The organism is Pasteurella pantherarum, assembly GCF_049670885.1.
Lineage (GTDB): Bacteria > Pseudomonadota > Gammaproteobacteria > Enterobacterales > Pasteurellaceae > Pasteurella.
In genome coordinates, this window is sequence record NZ_CP187173.1 from 534,239 (window position 1) to 559,179 (window position 24,941).

22 protein-coding genes are annotated in these 24,941 nt (G+C 41.2%); 9 read left to right on the forward strand and 13 right to left on the reverse strand.

All coding sequences use genetic code 11. The features are described 5' to 3' along the window. Nucleotides 1-737: 737 nt before the first annotated feature. From pnuC to ACPEEM_RS02590, 3 genes are read right to left on the reverse strand one after another with little or no spacing between them, the layout of a single operon-like run. Nucleotides 738-1,433 (reverse strand): nicotinamide riboside transporter PnuC, encoded by a 696-nt coding sequence (gene pnuC / locus ACPEEM_RS02580; RefSeq protein ID WP_424403928.1) that lies wholly within the window; start codon nt 1,431-1,433, stop codon nt 738-740. Next, nucleotides 1,430-2,335, reverse strand: coding sequence for a PfkB family carbohydrate kinase (locus ACPEEM_RS02585; protein WP_424407633.1), 906 nt, complete (start codon nt 2,333-2,335; stop codon nt 1,430-1,432). Before ACPEEM_RS02585 ends, pnuC begins: the two co-directional genes overlap by 4 nt. Nucleotides 2,336-2,350: 15 nt before the next feature. Further along, on the reverse strand, nt 2,351-3,481 hold the full coding sequence (locus ACPEEM_RS02590) for an ADP-ribosylglycohydrolase family protein (protein ID WP_424407635.1): 1,131 nt from the start codon (nt 3,479-3,481) through the stop codon (nt 2,351-2,353). Between the two features lie 314 nt (nt 3,482-3,795). On the opposite strand from ACPEEM_RS02590, the gene pntA reads away from it, so the two are divergent. The 7 genes from pntA (at nt 3,796) to yfbR (ending at nt 10,817) form a co-directional block, all read left to right on the forward strand. Next, nucleotides 3,796-5,325, forward strand: a complete 1,530-nt coding sequence (gene pntA, locus ACPEEM_RS02595) for a Re/Si-specific NAD(P)(+) transhydrogenase subunit alpha (protein WP_424407637.1) — start codon at nt 3,796-3,798, stop codon at nt 5,323-5,325. A gap of 10 nt (nt 5,326-5,335) precedes the next feature. Then, nucleotides 5,336-6,760, forward strand: a complete 1,425-nt coding sequence (pntB, locus tag ACPEEM_RS02600) for a Re/Si-specific NAD(P)(+) transhydrogenase subunit beta (RefSeq protein ID WP_424403920.1) — start codon at nt 5,336-5,338, stop codon at nt 6,758-6,760. Between the two features lie 147 nt (nt 6,761-6,907). Next, a complete protein-coding gene (locus tag ACPEEM_RS02605) occupies nt 6,908-7,489 on the forward strand; it encodes a DNA glycosylase (RefSeq protein WP_424406021.1) in 582 nt (193 codons plus the stop codon). Nucleotides 7,490-7,580: 91 nt separating this feature from the next. Continuing rightward, nucleotides 7,581-8,030: a transcriptional regulator NrdR gene (gene nrdR, locus ACPEEM_RS02610; protein WP_424403916.1), complete on the forward strand. Its 450-nt coding sequence runs from the start codon at nt 7,581-7,583 to the stop codon at nt 8,028-8,030. A gap of 1 nt (nt 8,031) precedes the next feature. Further along, on the forward strand, nt 8,032-9,162 hold the full coding sequence (ribD, locus tag ACPEEM_RS02615; RefSeq protein ID WP_424406019.1) for a bifunctional diaminohydroxyphosphoribosylaminopyrimidine deaminase/5-amino-6-(5-phosphoribosylamino)uracil reductase RibD: 1,131 nt from the start codon (nt 8,032-8,034) through the stop codon (nt 9,160-9,162). Next, entirely contained in the window at nt 9,159-10,184 is a 1,026-nt protein-coding gene (gene degS / locus ACPEEM_RS02620; RefSeq protein WP_424403912.1) for an outer membrane-stress sensor serine endopeptidase DegS, read from the forward strand. The genes ribD and degS overlap by 4 nt, the downstream gene beginning before the upstream one ends. Nucleotides 10,185-10,214: 30 nt before the next feature. Further along, the gene (yfbR, locus tag ACPEEM_RS02625; RefSeq protein WP_424403910.1) at nt 10,215-10,817 is read left to right on the forward strand and encodes a 5'-deoxynucleotidase; all 603 of its coding nucleotides are present in this window, start codon (nt 10,215-10,217) and stop codon (nt 10,815-10,817) included. 94 nt (nt 10,818-10,911) lie between these two features. On the opposite strand, the gene ACPEEM_RS02630 is transcribed toward yfbR, so the two are convergent. The 8 genes from ACPEEM_RS02630 to rsxA all read right to left on the reverse strand — a co-directional run bounded on the left by ACPEEM_RS02630 (nt 10,912) and on the right by rsxA (nt 19,351). Further along, the gene (locus ACPEEM_RS02630; protein WP_424403908.1) at nt 10,912-12,273 is read right to left on the reverse strand and encodes a sodium-dependent transporter; all 1,362 of its coding nucleotides are present in this window, start codon (nt 12,271-12,273) and stop codon (nt 10,912-10,914) included. A gap of 80 nt (nt 12,274-12,353) precedes the next feature. Next, on the reverse strand, nt 12,354-12,986 hold the full coding sequence (nth, locus tag ACPEEM_RS02635) for an endonuclease III (protein WP_424403906.1): 633 nt from the start codon (nt 12,984-12,986) through the stop codon (nt 12,354-12,356). Continuing rightward, nucleotides 12,983-13,705 (reverse strand): electron transport complex subunit E, encoded by a 723-nt coding sequence (locus tag ACPEEM_RS02640; protein WP_424403904.1) that lies wholly within the window; start codon nt 13,703-13,705, stop codon nt 12,983-12,985. The genes nth and ACPEEM_RS02640 overlap by 4 nt, the downstream gene beginning before the upstream one ends. Beyond that, nucleotides 13,702-14,316 (reverse strand): electron transport complex subunit RsxG, encoded by a 615-nt coding sequence (gene rsxG, locus ACPEEM_RS02645; RefSeq protein ID WP_424407639.1) that lies wholly within the window; start codon nt 14,314-14,316, stop codon nt 13,702-13,704. The genes ACPEEM_RS02640 and rsxG overlap by 4 nt, the downstream gene beginning before the upstream one ends. Nucleotides 14,317-14,327: 11 nt before the next feature. Beyond that, on the reverse strand, nt 14,328-15,392 hold the full coding sequence (rsxD, locus tag ACPEEM_RS02650; RefSeq protein WP_424403900.1) for an electron transport complex subunit RsxD: 1,065 nt from the start codon (nt 15,390-15,392) through the stop codon (nt 14,328-14,330). 62 nt (nt 15,393-15,454) lie between these two features. Then, on the reverse strand, nt 15,455-18,175 hold the full coding sequence (gene rsxC / locus ACPEEM_RS02655) for an electron transport complex subunit RsxC (RefSeq protein ID WP_424407641.1): 2,721 nt from the start codon (nt 18,173-18,175) through the stop codon (nt 15,455-15,457). 4 nt (nt 18,176-18,179) lie between these two features. Continuing rightward, complete coding sequence (gene rsxB, locus ACPEEM_RS02660; RefSeq protein WP_424404032.1) at nt 18,180-18,776, reverse strand: electron transport complex subunit RsxB; 597 nt, start codon at nt 18,774-18,776, stop codon at nt 18,180-18,182. Continuing rightward, a complete protein-coding gene (rsxA, locus tag ACPEEM_RS02665) occupies nt 18,770-19,351 on the reverse strand; it encodes an electron transport complex subunit RsxA (RefSeq protein ID WP_424403897.1) in 582 nt (193 codons plus the stop codon). Before rsxA ends, rsxB begins: the two co-directional genes overlap by 7 nt. A 690-nt stretch (nt 19,352-20,041) precedes the next feature. Between rsxA and ACPEEM_RS02670 the strand changes: the two genes are divergently transcribed. Next, nucleotides 20,042-21,094: a porin gene (locus ACPEEM_RS02670; RefSeq protein WP_424407643.1), complete on the forward strand. Its 1,053-nt coding sequence runs from the start codon at nt 20,042-20,044 to the stop codon at nt 21,092-21,094. Nucleotides 21,095-21,234: 140 nt separating this feature from the next. Here the strand turns inward: ACPEEM_RS02670 and prmB are convergent, their stop codons facing one another. Further along, a complete protein-coding gene (gene prmB / locus ACPEEM_RS02675) occupies nt 21,235-22,176 on the reverse strand; it encodes a 50S ribosomal protein L3 N(5)-glutamine methyltransferase (RefSeq protein WP_424403895.1) in 942 nt (313 codons plus the stop codon). A gap of 121 nt (nt 22,177-22,297) precedes the next feature. Between prmB and smrB the strand changes: the two genes are divergently transcribed. Further along, nucleotides 22,298-22,804, forward strand: coding sequence for an endonuclease SmrB (gene smrB / locus ACPEEM_RS02680; protein WP_424403893.1), 507 nt, complete (start codon nt 22,298-22,300; stop codon nt 22,802-22,804). On the opposite strand, the gene yccS is transcribed toward smrB, so the two are convergent. Beyond that, a complete protein-coding gene (yccS, locus tag ACPEEM_RS02685; RefSeq protein ID WP_424403891.1) occupies nt 22,784-24,934 on the reverse strand; it encodes a YccS family putative transporter in 2,151 nt (716 codons plus the stop codon). The genes smrB and yccS overlap by 21 nt on opposite strands. Nucleotides 24,935-24,941: the final 7 nt, after the last annotated feature.

Consider the following 24,941-nt stretch of genomic DNA (forward strand, 5'->3'; position numbering starts at 1 on the left):
TTTAAGGATTGGGTTGTTCATGCTATATGAAATTAATTTCAATATAAACATAAATAAAAATGAAAATGAAAGAAGTAAAGGGTAGATACCTTGTAATATAAACAAGGTATTTATTAAAATAAATAAAATTATAAATAAAATCCAATTTTTCATTATATATGTGTTATTTTCTACCAGTAATTCCAACAGAACGAAGGGCTTTAGCCCATCAAAAATGCGATTTGAAATGATGATGGGATAAAGCCCATCCTACATTTTTAACTCTCTCCCTAACATATTGCTATCTCCAGCTGTTGTTGCACCCTATTGGTGATAAGGCTAAAATAACAGATAGAGAAATCAATATTTCTATGAGGTCTCGATGATTATTAGATATTCAATCCCAGTCATTTTTTCCTCCATACTTCTTGCATCCTGTGTAACCGAACCATCAAAATTATATACATCAGATGATATGAAGTGTGTTTATGAGGCTAATTCTTATTCTACACAATATAAGCTAAAAGGTGTTATTGATCCTGTCTTAAAAGACATTAGGTATCAGAGATGTAAAAGAAGACAAACTAGTAAAATGTCTCTACCCTCAATTTGGTGAGAAAGGCATTTTTTGATTGTCATGGATACGATATGTAGATAACGGTTTAGTCTTGCTTAGTTTATTTTAAATGAGAGATATCATGATGGCTTTAGCCCATCATTCCAAATGGATGTTGATGGGCAAAGTTCATTTTGCTTGGTTAAGCATGTTGGAGTGAAACTCGGTCGGAAATTTGTCGCCAGTTCCAGAAGCCGTAAATACAGTTGAGTAAGTTAATAAAGTGCATCAGGATGATTAAACCAGAAGGTTCGTCGCCAGAAATATACACCATAATCCACATAGCCACTTCTAGCACATTCACCACAATCCACATAAACCATTGTTCTGCATAGCGTTTCATATAGAGATAGCTGGCAATCACGGCAACGACGGTAGTGAGGGAGTCCATAAAGGCGAAGCTGCCACCCATATATTTTAAGACTTCCGCATAAATGAAAATCCCTGCAATGGTGGCAATAGTGGTGATAACCATTTCTTTTAGGGTCATTTTGCGAAATTCGACTTCCCCCGTGCTGGCTAAATGATGTCGCCATAAATAGATGGCGGCGGCACTGATTGGAATGCTGTATAACACGTGGTACATCACTTCACCATAAAGGGGGATGCCATAACATTGCCACGCATACATGGCACTGTTAATAATGGCAAAATATAATCCCTCAATTTTCCCTTTTGCCCCCAAGACAAGGTTGAGTGAGCTGGTGAGTGTCATAATTAACATAAAAGTGGTTTCATCTTGCACAAACCAAGCCCCCGTTTGGAATAACAGGACAAAGGCAAGCCAAGCACGTTCCTTCCAACTCCAATCACGAAAATAGTTGCTGATGATATTCATCTATCAATACTCCATTTTAAGAATGTTTTATGATCCACTGTTGCACCTTCAACGCTAACAATGGCACTGGCGATACGATTAGCTTGTTGCAACGCACGCTCCCACGGCTCCCCTTTGCTGAGGTATGCCATTAAGGCGGCAATATGACTGTCTCCTGCCCCAACCGTATCAACAACCTGAGCGGGCACAGTCGGAATAAAGGCGGTTTGTTGGTGGTGATGCCAAGCCACGCCTTCTGATCCAAGCGTTACGACAATATGATTTTGGTTTTTTGCATAAAGCAATGATATCGCCTCGGTGAGCGATGTGGTGTGGGTATATTGTAATATTTCCTTGCGGTTTAAATGCACAATGGGCTTTAAGGCAAACAAGCGATCTAGCACTGACTCACCAATGGCATTAATGGCAGCCCCGGGGGCAAACACAATTTGCGTGGTGGGGTTGTGCAGTGATTGGGTTAACCAGTCGAGGATAATATGCCCACTTTGCCCAATCATTTGATAGCCCACTAAATAGATATAGGTATATTGATTGGCGTTGATATGGGTTAACCATTCCCGTTTGAAGGTGCCTTCCACGCCTTCTACGGTAATAAAGGTTCTTTCGCCATTCTGTTCAATAAGACAAAGGCAATAACCATTATCGCCACTTGTATCTTCTTGATAAGGGTAGCCGCCTTGCTGCAAAGCCTGTTTGATGATATTGGCATAAATCCCTTGTCCAACAGGGGCACATAATTCGTGTGGCACGTTTAAATGTGTGAGCATGCTTGCCACATTAAAGGCACAGCCACCTACCACTGATTTTGTTGCTTTGCACAGTACATCATCCCCCGTTTGTGGCAATTTATCTAACCACATCATTTGATCCACAATGACTGCACCAATGAGTAATATTTTCATTTCGTATCTTGTCCTTTAGGTTGAGGTTAATAACTGACGACCAGTTAGCAAAATATCGATATAGGCGTCAAAATCAATGTCATTTTGTGTACAGAGTAATGCACGCCATTCGGGGTTAAATTGACTCAATCCCGTAAATGCCCCACAAATTGCCGTTGCCATTGCACCGATGGTGTCCGTATCTCCGCCTAAATTGGCACATAAATAACTGCATACATTGGGATCTTGAGCGTAATAGGCGAGTGCAATGGCGGCAGGGACAGATTCGATAATCTGCACACCGGTGCCAACAATATCGTAGATTTTTTGCAAAAATGCGGTGTCAATTGACCGATTGCGATAGGCTATGGTAGGGATGTTTAAGGAAACTTTTTGTTTTTCTACCGCACTTTTACTTTCCGAGGAGGCTTGTATTTCCAGTGGTCTGTTTTCTTCCGCTTGGACATACTGTGAACGATAAGTACGAGCTAGCTCCACACCTATTGCGGTGCGTTCACGCAAGCGGGCACTAAAGGTTTCTGTGCCTTTAGCATAGCCTAGGGGTTCCACTGTCAGCATATCTTGTAGAACAAGATCAAAATCATCGTGCACAATGGCAGAGGCGACGCCCATTGCAATCATCGCTGCCCCCGCAATGGCGACATCGCTAGTATGGGTAGTTTCTGTCACCGCATACACATAATCCACCAGTTTTTGAGGCTGGGTCGGTAGAAAACAAGCCCCCAGTGGGGCAATACGCATTGCTGATCCATTTGATAAGGCTTGATCGGTGAAAGCTTTCGCATTTTTACCTTCTCGGAAGGCAGCCAATGCCACTTTACTGGTCGGACCTAAGATATTTTTTTCAAAGGCATTTTCTTTTTCTGCCCACGCCAGTAAGCGTTCTGCAATATCTTTAGGATTGGGGATGAAATCTGTTGCTTGTAGAGAGTCTAATAAGACCAACGCCTGTGCGGTGTCATCGGTGAATTGTCCTTTTGAATAATAGGTTGCCACGTCATTTTCATCAGGGCCGTCCAACATTTCCGTAATGAACCCGCCAAAATAATGGCGGGCTTTTTTCTGGCTCCAAAGTTCGGCAGGCATCCCCATGGCATCGCCTAATGCTTGCCCAAATAAGGCACCTGCAACTTTATCTCGTAACATATACTTTTCTTTTACACCTCATTTATCATGCGATTGGTGTAAATGTAGCATATATGCCATTTTTATTAAAGGATGTGTTTTAAATCCTCCGTGATGGCTGAGATATCGATATTTTCCAAGTCAATAAATAACGCATCGTGAGTTTTCCCTAAAAGTTAGATTACCCAACTCACCTTTTTGAATAATCAAGAAAAAGTTTTTGCAACTTTAAAAGAATAAATGGTACATTGAAACAGCTTTGACGTATTGTCATTTTTTGTAGGGGAGTAACGGGTTTACTCAAAATTATCATCAATCAATTTGAAGGAAACATTATGTTAATTGGTGTACCTAGAGAACTGCTTGATAATGAAAGTCGTGTAGCGGCAACGCCGAAAACAGTGCAACAAATTTTAAAGCTTGGCTTTGAAGTGATTGTTGAGCGTAATGCCGGTTTTAAAGCGAGTTTTGAAGATCAAGCATTTGCAGAAGCAGGAGCAAAAATTGGCTCAGCAGAAGAGGTTTGGCAGTCGGATATCATTTTTAAAGTGAATGCTCCGACCGATGCGGAAATTGCGTTAATGCATGAAGGCACAACCTTGGTGAGTTTTATTTGGCCTGCACAAAATCCTGACTTAATGGAGAAATTGTCAGCGAAGAAAATTAATGTATTAGCTATGGATGCGGTGCCACGTATTTCTCGTGCACAATCATTAGATGCATTAAGTTCAATGGCAAATATCGCGGGCTATCGTGCTGTAGTCGAAGCGGCTCACGAGTTTGGGAGTTTCTTTACTGGACAAATTACCGCTGCAGGTAAAGTTCCACCTGCTAAAGTCCTTGTGATTGGTGCGGGTGTGGCAGGTTTGGCTGCTATTGGTGCTGCAAATAGTTTAGGTGCAATCGTGCGTGCCTTTGACTCTCGTCCTGAAGTGAAAGAGCAAGTCGAAAGTATGGGGGCGAGTTTCCTTGAGATTGATTTTCAGGAAGAAGGTGGCAGCGGTGATGGCTATGCAAAAGTGATGTCGGAAGAGTTTAATCGCCGTGCACTTGCACTTTATGCTGAACAAGCTAAAGAAGTGGATATTATTATCACCACCGCATTAATTCCGGGTAAACCTGCACCACGTTTGATTACTAAAGAGATGGTGGAATCCATGAAACCAGGTTCGGTCATCGTCGATTTGGCCGCCGCCACAGGGGGTAACTGTGAATTAGCGAAAGCTGGTGAAGTGGTGGTAACGGATAATCAGGTGAAAATCATTGGTTATACAGATTTACCAAGCCGTTTGCCGACACAATCTTCCCAACTTTATGGGACAAACCTTGTCAACTTGCTCAAACTTTTATGTAAAGAAAAAGATGGTAACATCAATATTGATTTTGATGATGTGGTTTTACGTGGAGTCACAGTGATTCGTCAGGGTGAAATCACATGGCCAGCCCCACCAATTCAAGTCTCTGCACAACCACAAAAAGCCAAAGCAGCCCCTGTGGAGAAAAAAGAAGCAGAACCTGCGGATCCTCGTAAAAAATATGGGGCAATGGCAGTGGCAGCTGTGTTGTTTATGGCATTAGCTTCCGTTGCACCTGCGGCATTTTTATCGCACTTTACGGTGTTCGTATTGGCTTGTGTGGTGGGTTATTATGTGGTGTGGAATGTTAGCCATGCGTTACATACCCCATTAATGGCGGTGACCAATGCGATTTCAGGGATTATTATTGTGGGTGCATTATTGCAAATTTCGCAAGGTAACTTCTTTATTAGTGCCCTTGCATTTATCGCCATTTTAGTCGCAAGTATCAATATTTTCGGGGGCTTTAAAGTGACCCAGAGAATGCTTGCTATGTTTAGAAAAGATTAAGGAGTAAGCAATGTCTGAAGGTTTAGTACAAGCTGCCTATATTGTCGCAGCACTACTTTTCATTATGAGCTTAGCAGGTCTTTCTAAACATGAAACGGCAAAAGCGGGCTGTTGGTTTGGGATTGTGGGGATGGCAATTGCGTTGATTGCTACTATTTTTGGTCCACAATCAGAAGGAACCATTTGGATTCTACTTGCTATGGCAATTGGTGCCGTTATCGGTATTCAACGTGCTTTAAAAGTGGAAATGACAGAAATGCCAGAGCTTGTGGCGATTTTACACAGTTTTGTGGGATTGGCGGCAGTATTGGTTGGCTTTAATAGCTATGGTTTACACCATGAAGCAGTGATGCCAGCCAATTTAGATGCGGCTGCACAAGCGGCTTTTGTGGCGGAACAAAAAGTGCTAAGTAACATTCACAATGTGGAAGTGTTCTTAGGTATCTTTATCGGTGCGGTAACTTTCACAGGGTCTGTGGTCGCATTTGGTAAGTTGCGTGGCATTATCAATTCAAAAGCCTTGACTTTACCACATCGCCATAAATTAAATTTAGCTGCTTTGATTGTTTCTGCGTTATTAATGGTGTCTTTCTTAAATAACCCAGACAACATTTTCCCTGTGTTATTAATGACAGCCATTGCCCTTGCGTTTGGTTGGCATTTAGTGGCATCCATTGGGGGGGCAGATATGCCAGTGGTGGTGTCAATGCTTAACTCTTATTCAGGTTGGGCAGCGGCAGCAGCAGGCTTTATGTTAAGTAATGACTTGTTGATTGTAACAGGGGCATTAGTGGGTTCATCAGGTGCGATTCTTTCTTACATCATGTGTAAAGCCATGAACCGTTCATTCATTAGCGTGATTGCAGGGGGATTTGGTAATGATCCTGTGGCGACAAGTGATGAAGAACAAGGCGAATACCGTGAAACCACGGCAGAAGATGTGGCAGAATTGCTCAAAAATTCTAGCACGGTGATTATTACACCGGGATACGGTATGGCAGTGGCTCAGGCTCAATATCCTGTGGCAGAAATTACCCAAAAATTGCGTGAGCGTGGTGTGAATGTGCGTTTTGGTATTCACCCAGTAGCAGGACGTTTACCAGGCCATATGAACGTGTTGTTGGCGGAAGCGAAAGTGCCTTACGATATCGTATTAGAAATGGACGAAATCAACGATGATTTCGGCGATACCGATACCGTATTAGTCATTGGTGCTAATGATACGGTTAACCCTGCAGCAATGGACGATCCAAACAGCCCAATCGCAGGCATGCCAGTGCTTGAAGTGTGGAAAGCCCAAAATGTAATCGTGTTTAAACGTTCAATGAACACGGGTTATGCAGGGGTACAAAATCCACTGTTCTTCAAAGAAAATACACAAATGCTATTTGGTGATGCCAAAGATCGTGTAGATGATATTTTGAAAGCACTTTAATGTGTTGATAAGGGAATGCGAAAACATTCCCTTTTGTTTTTGATCACAAAAACTTTTTTAAAAAGTACCGCACTTTTAAAACGCCCATTTTTTGGTCAAACGTGCGGTCTGTTTTTTTATTTTTTGAGTGACTTTATGAATGAAGCAATGATTGAAACTCATCCTTTCCCACCTATTTTTCCACCTCATGCGACGGTGATGATGATGGGGACATTTCCCCCAAAAGAAAACAAACGCTGTATGCATTTTCATTATCCTAACTTTCAAAATGATATGTGGCGAATCTATGGTGAGGTGTTTTTTCATGATGCTCAGTATTTCCAAGTCCCGAACGAGAAGCGTTTTGATCCCGAAAAAATCGAACGGTTTTTGAATGAAAGAGGTATTGCGTTATGTTCTACGGTACAACGGGCGATTCGTGAAAAAGAGAATGCATCCGATAAATTTCTCACCATTGTTGAACCAGTCGATCTGGCTTTTGCGTTACAACAGGTGCCACATTGTCGTTGGCTATTCACAACAGGTGGAAAAGCCACCGAAACGCTGTTGTCGCTGTTAAAGGAAAACGTCCGTATGCCGAAAACCAATCAATGTGTTGAGTTTTGTTATGCGGGGCGTGAATTGGCGTTATATCGCTTACCTTCCACCTCACGAGCCTATCCCATGCGTTTACAAAATAAGGTGGAATCTTACCGCACTTTCTTTGAACTGGTCGGGATCTTACGTTAACTAAGTAAAATAATCGTTCGTCAATAATCTCAATTTTTGTTAATATAACGTACATTTATGTTAATTATTTTACTTATCACAAGGAAACTCTATGCGTTGCCCTTTTTGTTCTACGGAAGAAACGAAAGTCGTCGATAGCCGCTTGGTATCTGACGGCTATCAAGTACGCCGTCGTCGTGAATGTGGAAATTGTCATGAGCGTTTTACCACTTTTGAAACGGCGGAATTGGTTGTACCGAAAGTGATTAAAAATGATGGGACTCGGGAGGCGTTTAATGAAGAAAAACTCCGCCGTGGGATTCAACATGCTTTAGAAAAACGTCCTGTGAGTGCCGATGATGTGGAAAAAGCCATTAGTCATATTATGCACCGTTTACGAGCCAGTGGAGAGCGTGAGGTGCCGAGTAAAGAAGTGGGGAAATTGGCGATGGAAGAATTGAAAAAATTAGATAAAGTCGCTTATATTCGTTTCGCTTCAGTGTATTTAAGTTTTGATGATATTAACCAATTTAGTAAAGAAATTGAAAAATTAAGGGATTAGTATGACCACGTTTACTGCACAAGATGTTGTTTATATGCAGATGGCATTAGATTTAGCGGAAAAAGGGCAATTTACCACCACACCGAATCCGTCAGTAGGCTGTGTTTTGGTGAAAGATGGGGTGATTGTGGGACGAGGTTTTCACGCTAAAGCTGGAGAGCCACATGCAGAAGTGATGGCATTGCGGGAAGCGGGTGAAAATGCCCGTGGGGCAACCGCCTATGTGACCTTAGAGCCTTGTTCGCATTTTGGTCGAACGCCGCCTTGTGCAAAAGGCTTGATTGAGGCAGGGGTGGCAAAAGTGATCAGTGCCATGTGCGATCCTAATCCGCAAGTGGCAGGAAAAGGTCTAAACCTGTTAGCAGAGGCAGGAATAGAAAGTGCGGTCGGTTTGTTGGAAGAAAAAGCAGAATGGCTGAATCGGGGATTTCTCAAACGGATGCGTACAGGCAAGCCTTATGTTCAACTTAAAATGGCAATGAGTTTAGATGGCAGAACCGCCATGGCAAGTGGGGAAAGTAAATGGATTACAGGCGAACTGGCTCGTGCGGATGTGCAAGCTGAACGAGCGAAAGCCTCGGCGATTTTGTCCACCAGTGCCACCGTGCTTGCCGATGATCCTTTATTAAATGTGCGTTGGCAACAATTTCCTGACAAGGTGAAAGCCGAGTATGCCGAAGAAAATCTACGCCAGCCTGTGCGTGTTATTTTAGATTCCAAACATCAAATTCAACCTTCACAGCGATTATTTCAAATCCCTTCACCCGTTTGGCTTGTGAGTGACATGCCACGTTCTTTGGTGGGGTTTCCCGCTTTTTGCGAGCAGATTCAGCTTGCCCCTAGCAACACCGATTTATCTGATTTAATGACAGAATTAGGGCGACGTCAAATCAATACCCTTTGGATTGAAGCAGGTGCAACCTTAGCGGGGGCATTGATTGAAGCTAAATTAGTGGATGAGTTAATCATCTATATTGCTCCAAAATTATTAGGTGATGAGGCAAGAGGGTTATGCAAATTGCCACACTTGCAAACATTAGCACAAGCGAGTCAATGGCAATTACATAGTGTTGAGAGAATCGGTGATGACATGAAAATGATTTATCATCCACGGATGACGGAGCCTGTATGATCAAGAAACTTCTTCGTTCAGTCATTATTGGGCTTATCTGTGCCGCAGTCATTTTGTTATTTCCACACATTAAACGGATGAGTCTTTTTCAAGAAGAGCCCATGAGCTTTAAAGCGGCTGTGCGTATTGCCTCGCCTGCGGTTGTGAATGTTTATAATCGTTCTTTTTCAGTCAACAGTGCAGAGCAGTTAGAAATTGGCAATCTAGGCTCGGGTGTGATTATGTCAAAAGATGGTTATATTTTGACAAATAAACATGTGATCCAAAATGCTGATCAAATTGTGGTGGCATTACAAAATGGACAATTTTTTGATGCCAGTTTAATTGGGTCTGATAGCTTGACGGATCTTGCGGTGTTAAAAATTCGGGCAGACAATTTATCGACAATTCCCCAAAATCCCAATCGAAAAATTCATGTGGGAGATATTGCTTTAGCAATAGGCAATCCCTACAACTTAGGGCAAAGTGTTTCACAAGGGATTATCAGTGCAGTTGGGCGTAATGCGGTGGGCGATTCTGTGGGGCGTCAAAACTTTATTCAAACCGATGCTTCGGTAAATCGTGGTAATTCTGGTGGGGCATTAATTAATTCGCTTGGTGAACTTATTGGTATTAACACCCTAAGTATTGGGAAAACCTCCAGCGAAATTGCCGAAGGGCTCAACTTTGCGATTCCGATTGATCTTGCTAATGATGTGATGAAAAAAATTATTCGAGATGGCAGAGTGATTCGTGGCTATTTTGGGGTGCAAAGTGATATTTTGTTTAGCAATGGGCAGGGTGTGAATGTTGAGAAAGGCATTTTAATTACTAACGTCAGTCCTAATAGCCCAGCAGGGAAAGCAGGGGTGAAAGCGGGCGATATTATTTTGAAGGTGGGGGACGTGGATGCCATTTCGCCTGCTCAAATGATGCAAGTGATTAGCAATACTCGACCTAATACCCAGTTAAATGTGGTGATTTCTCGTTTAGGTCAGATTATTGAATTACCCGTTGTGATCGAAGAATATCCGCTTAATTAAAGCCATTATTCTATAAGGAAAAACGAGCCAATGGAGATAAAAACTAGCCATTTTTTTGCGTGTTTAGACCGTTTACGTTTGATTCAGCGTTGGTCTTTAATGCGTAATCTTGAAAAGGAAAACTTAGCCGAGCATAGTTTACAAGTTGCCTTTGTGGCACATGCTTTAGCCTTAATTAAAAATAAATTTTATCAAGGGCAGTTAAATCCCGATCGTATTGCGGTGATGGCGATGTATCACGACACGTCAGAAATTTTTACGGGGGATTTGCCAACTCCTATTAAGTATTTCAACGCCGAGATTACACAAGCCTATAAGCAAATTGAAAATGCGGCACAAACCCATTTGTTGGCTTTATTACCCGATGAATTACAGTCAGATTTTGCCCCGTATCTCAATACAGAAACCTTTTCTGAGCAAGAAAAGCACCTTGTTAAACAGGCGGATCTGATTTGTGCCTATATTAAAGCACAGTTTGAATTAGAAAATGGCAACCAAGAATTTAAAGCGGCAAAAGCCCGTTTGGAAGTCTTAATGCATCAATGGCAGAGTGAGGAAATGACGTATTTTATGCAAGTTTTTATTCCCAGTTTTGGTAAGCCCATTGATGAAATTGCTTTGTCGTCATCATAGCAATGTAGGCAGGACAGAAGAAAAGTGCGGTGCCTTTTAACATGGTTTTCGTGGGCGAAAAAGAAAACGGGGTAAAGTGATTTACCCCGTTTTTTTAAATTAAGTTACTGATAAAAATCACTAAAATAATGAAAGGAACCACATATTTGACATAGTTAAACCAAATGGTGGTAAAGGTGGAATTAGGATTCGGCGATAATTCACGTTTCGCTTCATCTTTTAACACAAAGCCTACGAAAATCGCACAACCTAAGGCAGTTAGCATAAATAAAATGTTACCACTGGCATAATCAAAGGCATCAAAAATACTTTTTCCGAAAATTTTGACATCTTTAAACAGATTATCCCCTAAAATTGAAGGTAAGTTACCTAATAAGAAAATACTGCCTAATGTGGCTGCAATGGCTTTACTTCGACGCATTTTGAGCTTTTCTTGTAAAGCAGTGATGATCACTTCATAAATGGTTAAAGAGGTGGTTAATGCCGCAATCAATAATAAGCTAAAGAAAATAATGGCAAAGACTTTCCCCAGCCATAAGTGGGAAAACACTATCGGTAAACTTTGGAACACTAAAGTCGGTCCTGAGTTAGGGGCAATACCAAAGGTAAACAACGAAGGGAAAATCATAAAGCCTGCTAAAACAGCAATAATCGTATTAGTAAAGCCCGTAATTACCGCAGTTTGAATTAAATTTTCTTCTTTATTTAAATAGCTTGATAAGGTGATAAGCACACCAAAGCCTAAACTTAAGGCAAAGAAAACTTGACCCAATACAAAAATAAACAGCTGTGGGGTGATTTTAGAAAAATCGGGTTTGAGATAGAAGGTAATCCCTTCCATTGCCCCTGGCAACGTAATGTTGCGAATGACCATACCAATGAGAAAAACGAATAATAATGGCATTAAATATTTGACGGAACGTTCAATTCCCCCAATAATCCCTTTCGCCAAAATAATGTAGTTCACCACAACGAATAGCAAGGTATAAAGTGAAATTTCTAAAGGACTGTGGCTGATGTGCAGATCATAGAACGCTTTTGCCACCTCTTTCGTGATAGGGGCTGAAACATCTAGCGTGCCTGTAATCAAGTGGATGATATAGGTGATCACCCAACCGCCCAACACCATATAATAGGCCATAATTCCAAATGCCCCGAGTAAGCCCATGTAGCCGATTATTTTCCAATATTTGGAATGGCGAGTTTTCAATTTATCGCCAAACGCATCAATGGAGTTGACTCGTAAACGGCGTCCAATCACATTTTCGACCAAAATCATCGGAATCCCGATTAAAATCATCGCTAAACAAAATAAAAATACATAGGCACCGCCGCCGTTTTCACCCACTAAATAAGGGAAACGCCAAGTCGCACCGAAGCCGACGGTCGCCCCTGCGACGGTCATAATATAAGTCAATCGACTTGACCAAGTTTGTCTTTCTGGTTTTTTTGTCATAATTAAATCCAAATTATCGTTATTATTAAAAAGTAAAAAGAAATGAGCCAATGTATGGCAATAGGCTAACAAAAGGTTAGTTATTCGGTTTTTTCTTTAAATTCACAAAGGTCTTCAATTAAGCAAGACCCACAACGGGGTTTGCGTGCAATGCAAGTATAGCGACCATGTAAAATTAACCAGTGATGTACGTTCACCTTAAATTCAGCGGGAACCACTTTAAGCAGTTTTTCTTCCACTTTCACCACATCTTTACCTGGGGCAAATCCTGTACGATTGGATACACGAAAAATATGTGTATCTACGGCAATGGTGGGTTGTCCAAAGGCGGTATTTAACACCACATTGGCTGTTTTTCGTCCCACACCTGCTAAGGCTTCAAGTTCGGCTCGATTTTGTGGAATTTCGCCATGATGTTTTTCGATTAAATCACGGCAAGTTTTGATGATATTTTCAGCCTTACTATTAAATAGCCCAATGGTTTTGATATAGTCTTTTAAGCCCTCGACACCCAATGCCAAAATGGCTTCGGGGGTATTGGCAACAGGAAATAATTTATCGGTGGCTTTATTCACCCCTTTATCTGTGGCTTGTGCAGATAAAATCACCGCAATCAATAATTCAAAAGGGGTGCTGTAGTGAAGTTCAGTGGTTGGGTGAGGATTTTGATCCCGCAGGCGGGTTAAAATCTCAATACGTTTTTGCTTATTCATGATTTTTTACGCTGATCAATGAAATTTTTTATGGCTAAAAGGAAAGCTAAGCCAATAAAGGCACCCGGTGGCAAAATGGCGAGCAAGAAATGACTTTCTAAATGAAAAAATTCCATGCGTAAGCCTTTTGCCCATTCACCGAGTAAATGTTCAATGCCGTCAAACAGCGTGCCATTCCCTAATATTTCTCGTATTGCCCCTAATGCCACTAAACTTAAACACATGCCTAATCCCATGGCAAAACCATCAAAAAGGGAAGACAGGAGGTTATTTTTAGAGGCAAAGGCTTCGGCTCGCCCAATTACAATGCAGTTGGTGACAATCAACGGAATAAAAATCCCTAAGGATTGATAAAGGGAATAGGTATAAGCATTCATCAGCAATTGCACAATGGTAACGGTGGTGGCAATGATCATCACATAAATAGGAATACGAATTTCACTTGGAATATGACGACGAAGGAGAGAAACCACCGTATTACTGCACATTAAAACCAACATGGTTGCAAGACCTAATCCCAGTGCATTGGTCACACTGTTTGAAACCGCCAATAACGGACACAGCCCAAGTAATTGCACGAGGGTGGCGTTATTCTTCCATAACCCTTGCTGTAAAAGTGTTTTCCAAGGATTGCTTTTAGCGGGTTCAGCTAAATTATGTTCAAGCACCTCTGTATTTTCGACAGAAAGTGCGGTCTGTTTTTCAAGAATTTCGCTCATTGTACTGCCTCTTGATTAATTTCATTTAACAGGGTGAGTACGCTGTTTTTCACTTGGTTAACGATGGCTCGAGGGGTAATGGTTGCACCTGCAAATTGGTCAAATTTCCCTCCATCTTTTTTCACTGCCCATTCACTTAACCGATTAGGATCGATTTGTTGGTCGGTGAAACTATAAATCCATTGTGAAAAACGGGTTTCAATTTTATCGCCCAACCCTGGTGTTTCGTGGTGTTCTAGTACACGCACGCCTAAAATTTTGCCTTGTGGCGTCACGCCAATTAAGAGTCGAATATTGCCTGAATAGCCTTCTGGGGCAATGGTTTCTAAGGCGTAGGCTGTTGTTTGTCCTTGTTTGCTGGCAATACAAATTTCTTGAATACGTTGCTCACGCAATTTAGGGTTATTGGGCGTATGACACCCTTCCAGTAAGGCATTATCAAAATAGTATTGCGGCACCACTTGTAATAATAAGGTTTGTTTTTGCCTCGTGATTTCCGCATTGATCTTTTCTTTTGTTAAGAAATAAACCCCAGTGGACAATGCACTGCAAAGGAAGGCAATAAAAGCAAGAAGTGCGGCATAATAGCTTGAGATTTTGATGATTTTCATTTTATCCCTCTTTATTGGCGATGCCCAGCCACTCTTGGACGGGTATAGTGATCGATCAAAGGCACGCAAATATTGCTCAGTAACACGGCAAATGCCACGCCATCAGGGTAATTTCCATAAAAACGAATCACATACACTAACATGCCAACTAACGCCCCGAATACTAATTTCCCTCTTGGGGTAATGGAGGCGGTGACAGGATCGGTGGCGATAAAAAATGCCCCAAACATCATGGCACCACTGAATAAATGGGTAAATGTGTATAAATGCATACTGGAAAATAATTCCGTGAGGCTGGCTAAAAGCGTAAAGCTTGCCAACATGGCGACGGGAATTTGCCAGTGAACGATACGTTTCCAAATGAGAAAAAGCCCACCGCATAAAAACGCCAAATTAACTTGCCACCACCCAATTGCCAACGTATGACTAAAAATAGGCGAGGCAAATAAGGTTTGGTAAGCGACTTCTGCATTTTCTAAGGTTTTGTTTGTCAACAGCACTTTAGCACTATCCAAAGGGGTAGCTTGAGTAATGGCATCCACAGATTGAGTGAGTTGGTGAAGGCTAAACCCGTCAGTGCTAAACCCCGTAAAAATTAAATGGTAAGCATCCGCCAAAGTGGGTGGCTCACTTAATAAACGTAATGGCGGTAACCAAGTAGTCATTTGTAGTGGAAAGGAAATTAATAACACCACATAACCGACCATAGCAGGGTTAAATAAATTTTGTCCTAAGCCACCATAAACATGCTTGCCTAAAATCACCGCACAAAATACCCCGATCAAAATGACCCAATAAGGGGCGTAAGGTGGAATCGCCACCGATAAAATTAACGCCGTCAGAATGACACTAAAATCCGAAATATAAAATAAGGCAGGTTTTTTACGCAATAAGGTGACTGCCCATTCTAAAAATAGGGCAAAGCTGATGCCAAGTGCAGACTGAATAAGCACACCATAACCAAAATAATACAATTGCACGCAAATGGCTGGCAACATAGCCACCATCACCCATAGCATAATACGCATGGTGAGTTTGCCTGAATGAGTATGGGGTGAGCTAACCATCTTAAACATGAATAAGGTCCTTAATTTGTGTGAGGTGGAACATCTCAAATTGCTTTCTAGTTCAGTGAAACCTAGGATTTATTTTGTTGCTGTGCCAATTTTTTCGCTTTAGCTCGAGCAATGGCGGCTGCAATCGCCGCTTTGCGAGGATCGCTTTCTTGCGTAGCTTCGGCATTTTCCGCTTCAACCTTGCTTAAATCTTTTTCATTTTGCACCGCACTATTTTGTACTTCAGTTGCTGAGCTATCCGTTTGGCTGTGCGACGGATTGCTTGCCTGTTGGGCTTTTTTCGCTTTAGCTCGAGCGATGGCGGCTGCAATGGCGGCTTTGCGAGGATCGTTTTCTTGCGTAGCTTCGGTATTTTCCGCTTCAACCTTGTTTAAATCTTTTTCATTTTGCACCGCACTATTTTGTACCGCACTTGCTGGGCTATCCGTTTGGCTGTGCGACGGATTACCTGCCTGTTGGGCTTTTTTCGCTTTGGCTCGAGCAATGGCGGCTGCAATTGCCGCTTTGCGAGGATCGTTTTCTTGCGTAGCTTCGGCATTTTCCGCTTCAACCTTGCTTAAATCTTTTTCATTTTGCACCGCACTATTTTGTACTTCAGTTGCTGAGCTATCCGTTTGGCTGTGCGAAGGATTGCCTGCCTGTTGGGCTTTTTTCGCTTTAGCTCGAGCGATGGCGGCTGCAATGGCGGTTTTGCGAGGATCGTTTTCTTGAGTAGCTTCGGTATTTTCCGATTCAACTTTGCTTAAATTTTTTTCATTTTGCACCGCACTATTTTGTACTTCACTTGCTGAGCTATCCGTTTGGCTGTGCGACGGATTGCCTGCCTGTTGGGCTTTTTTCGCTTTGGCTCGTGCAATGGCGGCTGCAATCGCCGCTTTGCGAGGATCGTTTTCTTGCGTAGCTTCGGTATTTTCTGCTTCAACCTTGCTTAAATCTTTTTCATTTTGCACCGCACTATTTTGTACCGCACTTGCTGAGCTATCCGTTTGGCTGTACGACGGATTGCCTGCCTGTTGGGCTTTTTTCGCTTTAGCTCGAGCAATAGCGGCTGCAATGGCGGCTTTTTTCGGATCTTGCTCGGTTTGTGATTCAGGTGTTTCTGCAAGAGATTGAGCCTGATCTTGGCTTTCTTGTTGACGTGCTAAACGCCGTGCTTTACGTTGTGCCATGATGTGGCTATTATCAGGTAAGACTTCGCCTTTATGCCCCACTTTGGTTTTGATTTCAGGGGCATTCTCTGCCACGGTGCCTTCTGCTTTTTTCGCTTTTAAGCGTTCTAGTGCAGCTTGAACAGGATCGACACCATCTTGGTTCAGCATTTCTTCACGACGAGCCGCCATGGCTTTTTGTGCTCGGGCTTTACGTTCTTGTTCTTCTTTTTCTAAACGTGCTTGACGTGCTTCAAAACGTTGTTTGGCTTCTTCTGCCAGTTTGGCTTTATGTTTAATTTCCCAAATTTTGGCTTTTTCTTGGCGGAAATATTGAATCAGTGGAATATGGCTTGGGCAAACATAAGCACACAAGCCACATTCAATACAATCATGTAAGGCGTATTCTTCGGATTTTTCATGATCTTCACTGCGAGCAAACCAATATAATTGCTGTGGCATCAAATTGACAGGACAAGCATCGGAACACGCAGAACAGCGAATACAAGATTGTTCGGGTGCAGGTGGTGCATACTCAAAATGATCTGGTGCGAGTAAACAGTTGGTTACTTTGGTCACTGGGGCATGTAAATCAGGAAGAATAAAGCCCATCATAGGTCCACCAACAAAGACAGGAAAGCGGGAATCGTATTGATAACCGACTTCTTGTAAGAGTTGATAAACTGGGGTACCCAAGCGTACCCATTTGTTGCCTTTGTGGATGACTTTATCGCCCGTTAAGGTGACGACACGTTCAATCAAGGGTTCATCATCGATCACAGCACGTTTAATGGCAAAAGCCGTGCCGACATTTTGCATCAACACGCCAATGCTTGATGAACGCTGTCCACTAGGCACTTCCATGCCCGTGAGAATGTGAATTAACTGTTTTGCAGCCCCTGATGGATATTTGGTGGGAATGACTCTAATTTCAATATCATTCGCCCCATGTAAGGCTTTTTGTAGTGCTGCCACTGCTTCAGGTTTGTTATCTTCAATCGCAATGACCACTTTTTCAGGACGCAAGATATAGCGTAGAATGCGTGTGCCTTCAATAATTTCTTCAGGGTAATCACGCATTAAACGATCATCACAAGTAATATAAGGCTCACATTCTGCCCCGTTGATAATCAGCAGTTTGATTTGTTTTTCAGCTGATTGAAGCTTTGCAGAAGTAGGAAACGCCGCTCCGCCTAACCCAGCCACACCTGCTTTATAAATTTTTTCTATCAACTGCTCAGGACTTTGGGTCAGAAAATCATCAATCGGTTGGCGTTCAATCCACTGATCTTTGCCATCGGCTTTCAATTCAATACAAAGTTCGCTTAAACCAGAAGGGTGAGAGGCTACATAAGGTTTAATTGCTACGATATGCCCAGAGGTTGAGGCGTGAACAGGTAATTCACGTAAGCCATCCCCTTGGGTTAAGGCTTGACCTTTTTTCACATAATCGCCCACGTTCACCAACACTTCACCTGCCGCCCCAGCATGTTGCTTGACGGGGATATAAAAGGTGTCGACTAATTTGGCATGACGAATGGGCAATTGATTAGATTGTGATTTCCGTTCAGGTGGATGAATGCCCCCTTTGAAATCCCATAATTTCCCTAAATTGAATTGTGTTAATACGTCCATCGCTTTATTCCCCTTTGATTAATTTTTTCTGCGTTGTTGTGGTATCAACAATGGGAATGACAAGAGAAGGATCAAATTTCCAATTCCAACTTTGAATATTCTGTTCCACTTTAATCATTGAAATACAGTCAGTCGGGCAGGGTGCAACACAAAGTTCGCAACCTGTACATAAATCAGGAATAATGGTATGCATGGCTTTATTTGTGCCAATGATGGCATCGACAGGGCAAGCCTGAATACATTTAGTACAACCAATGCACATTTCTTCATCAATAAAAGCGACCATCGGGGCAGGATCGCCAGCTAAATCGGTGGAAGGTGGTTCCACGCCCATCAGTTCAGCAATATTAATAATGACAGTTTGTCCACCTGGGATACATTTAGTAATGTCATCGCCATTTGCAATGGCTTCAGCATAAGGTTTGCAACCAGGATAGCCACATTGTCCACATTGACTTTGTGGAAGTAAGGCATCAATTTTTTCGACAATCGGATCAGCTTCGACTTTGAGCTTGACGGAGGCAAATCCCAAAATAGCCCCAAAAATCAATGCCAGAATGACAATGGCAAGGAGGATTAAAGATACTGTTGTCATTATAATCTCACTAATCCAGTAAAGCCCATAAATGCTAAAGACATCAACCCTGCGGTAATTAATGCAATGGAGGCACCTTTGAAGATATGTGGCACATCCGCCGCCGCTAAACGTTCACGCAATGCTGCAAAAAGGACTAAGACTATGCCAAACCCTAAAGATGCACCAAAACCATAAATGACAGATTGGGTCAAATTGTGGGCAAGATTAATATTGAGCAATGCCACACCAAGTACTGCACAGTTTGTCGTAATCAAGGGGAGAAAAATCCCTAATAAACGATAGAGAGTTGGACTTGTTTTATTGATCACCATTTCTGTAAATTGAACCACCACGGCAATGACCAAAATAAAGACGAGTGTCCGTAAAAAAAGTGCATTTAAGGGTGTTAAAATATATGTATCAATTAAATACGCTGAAATTGATGCCACGGTGAGCACAAACATCGTGGCTAAGCTCATGCCGATGGCAGTCTCAATTTTTTTTGAAACGCCCATAAACGGACAAAGCCCTAGAAATTTAACAAGGACAAAGTTATTAATTAATGCTGTACTAATAATAAGTAAAAGATATTCAGTCATAAGTTTGATTCGTTAGGGCAGGCAATGAAAGTAAGCCCTTTTAAGTAAGTCGCATATTATCGCCGTTTATTGTAGTGAGAACAATAAAAAATTTGAGTTAAATCATCACTTGAATTAAGAGGTATGGCTGATATTACACGAAAAGACAAGGAGTTAAGAGCGGTTGCGGTTGTTAGGATTTACCTATAAAAAGGGGAATTTTTCTTTTGGCAAACGTTTGCGTAGCTTTAGAATTGATTAATAAATAATCAAAAAACAACATAAAAATTTGTAAAAGTGTGATCTAGATCACAAAAATGAAATGAACTTTTAAAAAAGCCTATTTTTTTCTTTTAATGAAGAATTTTTTTTGGCTAAACATTATTTAATTCAAGTTAAATCAATGAGTTATCTTTATTTTTTGTTTTATAGACCTGTGATGAAAGATAATAATTTGTGATCTTATCAAGCTATTTTGCTTGGTTTAATGTGTAGTAAATATATTTAACCTGTTGTTTATAAAGGATTTTATTGTAAATGAGAATGCTAGAAAGGGCTTAAGGGGGCTTTGACAATAAAAAGGAGCTTTGCTATCTTGCAACTGCAAAAGTAAGAAGCCGGTAATACGGCTTTGTTATTGATTTTTTTAGGTTGATTGAGTAAGTGATTATTCAATTAAATATAAAACTCCAACAACAAGGTAGTGATTTTATGAAAAAGACAATCGTAGCATTAGCAGTAGCAGCGGTAGCAGCGACTTCAGCAAACGCAGCAACAGTTTACAACCAAGATGGTTCTAAAGTGGAAGTGAACGGTTCTGTGCGTTTGAAATTAGAAAAAGTAACAGGTAAACGTACAGATCTACTTGATAACGGTTCTCGTGTGACATTCAATGCTTCACAAGACCTAGGTGAAGGTTTATCAGCATTAGCTCAAGCTGAAATTCGTTTTTCTAAAGATGCATTAGGTGATCAAGTAAGAAATTCTCGTTTATTTGCTGGTTTCAAATATGCTGATGTAGGTACATTAACATTCGGTAAACAATTAACAACTGGTGATGATGTTGGTGTTTCTGATTTCTCATACCTTTACGGTGGTATCAACCAAGTAATTGGTGGCGGTGATCGTGTAATCAAATTCCGTTCAGTAGATTTCAATGGCTTCAGCTTCGGTGCAGATTATTTATTTGGTGAAGTTGATCAAGCAAAAGCGAAAACTGATGCTTATGTTGTGTCTGGTTTCTATAAACGTAAAATTGGTGATGTGGGTTTAGCGATTGATTTAGGTCACAGCCATGCAAACAAAGCTAAAGATCCAACACAAACTACACCAGCAGTGAAATATGCAGAAAATGCGTACACTGCAGGTGTTCAAGTAAGCTATGCAGACGTTACTGTTGGTGTGGACTATTCACGTGTTAAAGCGTCTAAAGGTCAAAACGTTGGCTACAAAATTAAGCATGCGACTAGCCCAAGCAACAAAGTTATTCTTACTGGCTTCAACAAAGCAGAGTTAGTTGAATTAGGCTTAAAATATCAAGTTACTGAAAAATCTAAAGTATACGGTGAGTACATTTGGGGTAAAGGTTCTTTCGCTGCGAAAAATGCACCATCTGTGAGAGTTAATGCATTTGTATTAGGTGCAGATTACAAACTTCACAAAAACGTGTTAACTTTCGTAGAACTTGTGAATTTGAAAGCAAAACATAACAACAATTCTGCGAGAGGCAAAGCCATCGCAACAGGTTTACGTGTATACTTCTAATCATTTGAGAAGATAAAATGAAAAAGACCGATAGTATTATCGGTCTTTTTTTGCTTAAAACGGTCTTAAAAACGACCGCACTTTTGGTACTTAAACAATAATGAGCAGAAAAGTGCGGTGCTTTTTAGAAAAGTTTTGGGCTATTTAAAGGATTCTCGGTGAGCCAGTAAATCTGCTTTATTGATGGCAAAAACGCCCACGCCACCATTTTTTAGTTCAACCCAATTGAAAGGCACATCGGGATATTGTTCGATTAAATGAATCATGCTGTTGCCCACTTCGCAAACTAGCACGCCTTGTTCTGTTAAATAGTCTGGGGCGGCATAAAGAATTTTTTTGGTGATTTCTAAACCATCAACGCCCGATCCTAATGCCATTTCAGGTTCATAGTGAAATTCTTCAGGCATATCCGCTAAATCTTCCGCATCGACATAAGGGGGATTGGTCACAATCAAATCGTATTGCACTGGGGCTAAATCGTTAAATAAGTCGGATTGCATAGGGAAAACCCGTTGTGTTAATTGATGACGCTCAATGTTGATTTCTGCAATTTCTAATGCTTCAGCAGAGAGATCGACCGCATCAACTTCCGCATCGGGAAATTGTACCGCACAAGCAATGGCAATACAGCCGCTACCCGTACACATATCCAGAATACGTTTAGGCGGTTCATGGAGCAGATTGGCAAAGCCTTCTTGAATTAAGGCGTTGATGGGTGAACGAGGCACAATGACACGTTCATCAATATAAAAAGGGAGACCACAGAACCAAGCTTGGTTAGTGAGGTAAGCCACAGGAATCCGTTTTTCAATACGTTGAATCACTGATCGGATTAACACTTCTTTTTCAGAACGGGTGATTCGAGCTGCATATAATTCAGCAGGGAAATCCAAAGGGAGATCAAGGGTGGTGAGCACCAATTGCAAGGTTTCGTCCCATGGGTTGTCATAGCCATGGCCATAATAAATATCAGAACGGTTAAAGGTGCTATATGTCCAGCGTAGGAAGTCTTGAATGGAATGGAGTTCGTTATACACTTGATCCGCAAGGATCGTTTCAATAAGTTCTTGGTTATGTGTCATATTACGCCTTTTGTTAAGAGCTAAAATTCAGCCCAGTTTATATCACATAAATACGCATTTGGGAAATAAGCGAAATAGAATATGATATGATTATCCACAATTTGAGAATGGAAGGAAAACCATGTTAGAGCAAGAGGATATTGAATTATTCCGTGAAGCGACAAAAGGGGTAAAAGCACTGAAGCAAGATACTTTTGTTCGTCCACGGGGCAAAATGCATAAACAAAAATCAACATTGCGTGAGATTCGGGAAAAAGAAGATACGCTATTTTATTTTTCAGATGAATATGAACCCCTTTTAAATGAAGAAAGTGCGGTCAAATATTTGCGAGAAGGGGAAGATTCTTATTTATTGAAGCAGTTAAGACGTGGGGATTTTTCGCCAGAACTGTTTTTGGATTTACATGGGTTGACTCGTGAACAGGCAAAATTAGAATTAGCCAGTTTAATTCAAGCTTGTGAAAATGAGCATGTTTACTGTGCCAGTGTGATGACTGGCTATGGTTCTTATGTGTTAAAACGTCAAATCCCTCGTTGGTTAGTGCAACATCCCAAAGTGCGTGCATTGCACCAAGCCCCAAAAGAATGGGGCGGTGATGCAGCAATTTTAATCTTGCTTGATGTGTAAATTTGCCTTGTGAAAGGCACTGTAAAGTGAGGGCAGCACTTGGCAAATCATGTTGAGCTGCTGAATCGGAACACTAAACTGCGGTTGCAGTAAGTTGTCTGCTTGTTCTGCATTCGCTTGTTTGAGATCTGATTCAATACGTTGCTGTAATTTATTAAAAATCTCGGGGGTTAACTTCTCGATGTGCTCCAATACATAGATGATTTTTTTAGCAATTGGGTAAAAGCCTGCTAAAAAACGCGTGCTTTGTTGTAACTGTTTCATATTTGAACGATAAGCACCGAGAGCGGAAATATAGCTTAATAATGAATAATTGATTTTGAGTAACTCAAAGCCCTGTTGTAAATGGGCTTGGTATTTGTGTGGTTCATTATTCATGTTGGAAAGGGTAGCACTGAGTGCGGTTGCATGTTCATGAGCATTACGGCGTGCAATCCGATATTTTAAGTTATCGCCTTTGCCAAATTGTAGCTGACTGATGATATACAGCAGATATTTGGCATTGCTTTTGATGGCTTGTCGGTTGACGGTATCTAACTGCAAATATTTCCAGTCTGGCCAGAGATAGGAAACGGCAAACCATGAAATAGCCGCACCAATTAAGGTATCAATGAGACGGGAAGACATTGCAGCGTGAAGATCAAAGCCCATAACATTAAAGCTAATCAGCACTTGTAAGGTGATGAAAAAGGTGGAAAAGCTGTAATTATTGCTTCTAAAGAAGAAAAAGAGTGTACTTGTAGCAACAATTAACCCCAATTCCAGTTCGAGAGTCGGATTAGTATAAGGCAATAAGGATCCGATAATGACCCCTAATAGGGTGCCGATAATCCGTTGGCGTAAGCGTAATTTCGTGGCGGAATAGTTGGGCTGGCAAACAAATACCGCAGTTAATAAAATCCAATAACCTCGATCTAATTGGAAAAATTCCACAATACAGCAAGAGGTAAACACCACAATAGAGAGTCTCACCGCATGGCGAAAGAGTTGAGAATCAAAATTACAATGGCTTTTTATGGTATCGCAAATATTCCGTAAACCTCGAATTTGGTTTGTGTGAATTTTGGCGGTCGCTGTCCGTTCGATTTGGTTTGATTCCTGATCTAAATGGCGAAGTTGCCAATCCACGGCTTGGATATGGTCAATTAAGGTTTTTAAATTAAGATCGACACTGTCTTCTTTTTGTTGTTTGGTGTAAAGCTCAAAGGATTGAGTTAACCCTAATACTGCTTTTTCCATACGATTATCGTATTTGTATTCTTTGCTTTGTTGCAAACTCAGTCCAATTTGTTTGCAAGCTTGTGCTTGTAATTCAAATAGACGTTGAATACGAAAAATTAAATCGGTATTTTTCAATTTTTCGGCTAACGCTTGGTAATTGAATAAGCTGGAATTGGCACGTTCATGGATATCTTGTGCGGAGAAATAGTAACGTAGCATTTTTTGAGTGCGACTATGACGAGATTGCCCCCGAATGCGATAAAACAGTGAAGTACGACAAGCATTGAACGCTTCAATGAGTTGACTGTCTTTCATCGCAAGATTCACTTCTTTACGATCCAGTTGTTCCACATCATCAGGATCAAAAAATAGTGATTTAGCATCTAAATAGGCACCAAGTGCTAAAAAAGATTTAGCGATGTTTTCTTGCACAGGTCGGTTAGGAAAAAATAAATGCACAATCAAGGCAATGACACTGTAAAGCAAGGTTCCACATAGAATCATGATAGGATTAATAAACCACTGGGTCTCGGGCAAATAAGACAGTGTGGTGTAAACGGCAATGACTAATGTGCCAAAGGCAATGGTGCTGTAACGCTGTCCAATTGCCCCTACCATGGTGAACAGAAAGGTAATGGCGGTCATTAATAAGGTGAATTGGTAACTTTTGCCAATACTCATTTGTACAATCAGGGAAGAAATGGAAAACGCAATCAGGGTGTAAAAAACGTTTTTTAAACGCCCTGTTAATCGGTGATCCAAATCCACCAATCCACCAGCAATGATGCCTAAAATAAGTGGCATACACTGTTCGGATATCTCGAGTAGCCAAATTGCGATAGCCGCAAGATTGACGGCAATAAAAATGGGAATAGTCGCAATGACTTTTGCATTAAGCCACTTGTTCATTTATATC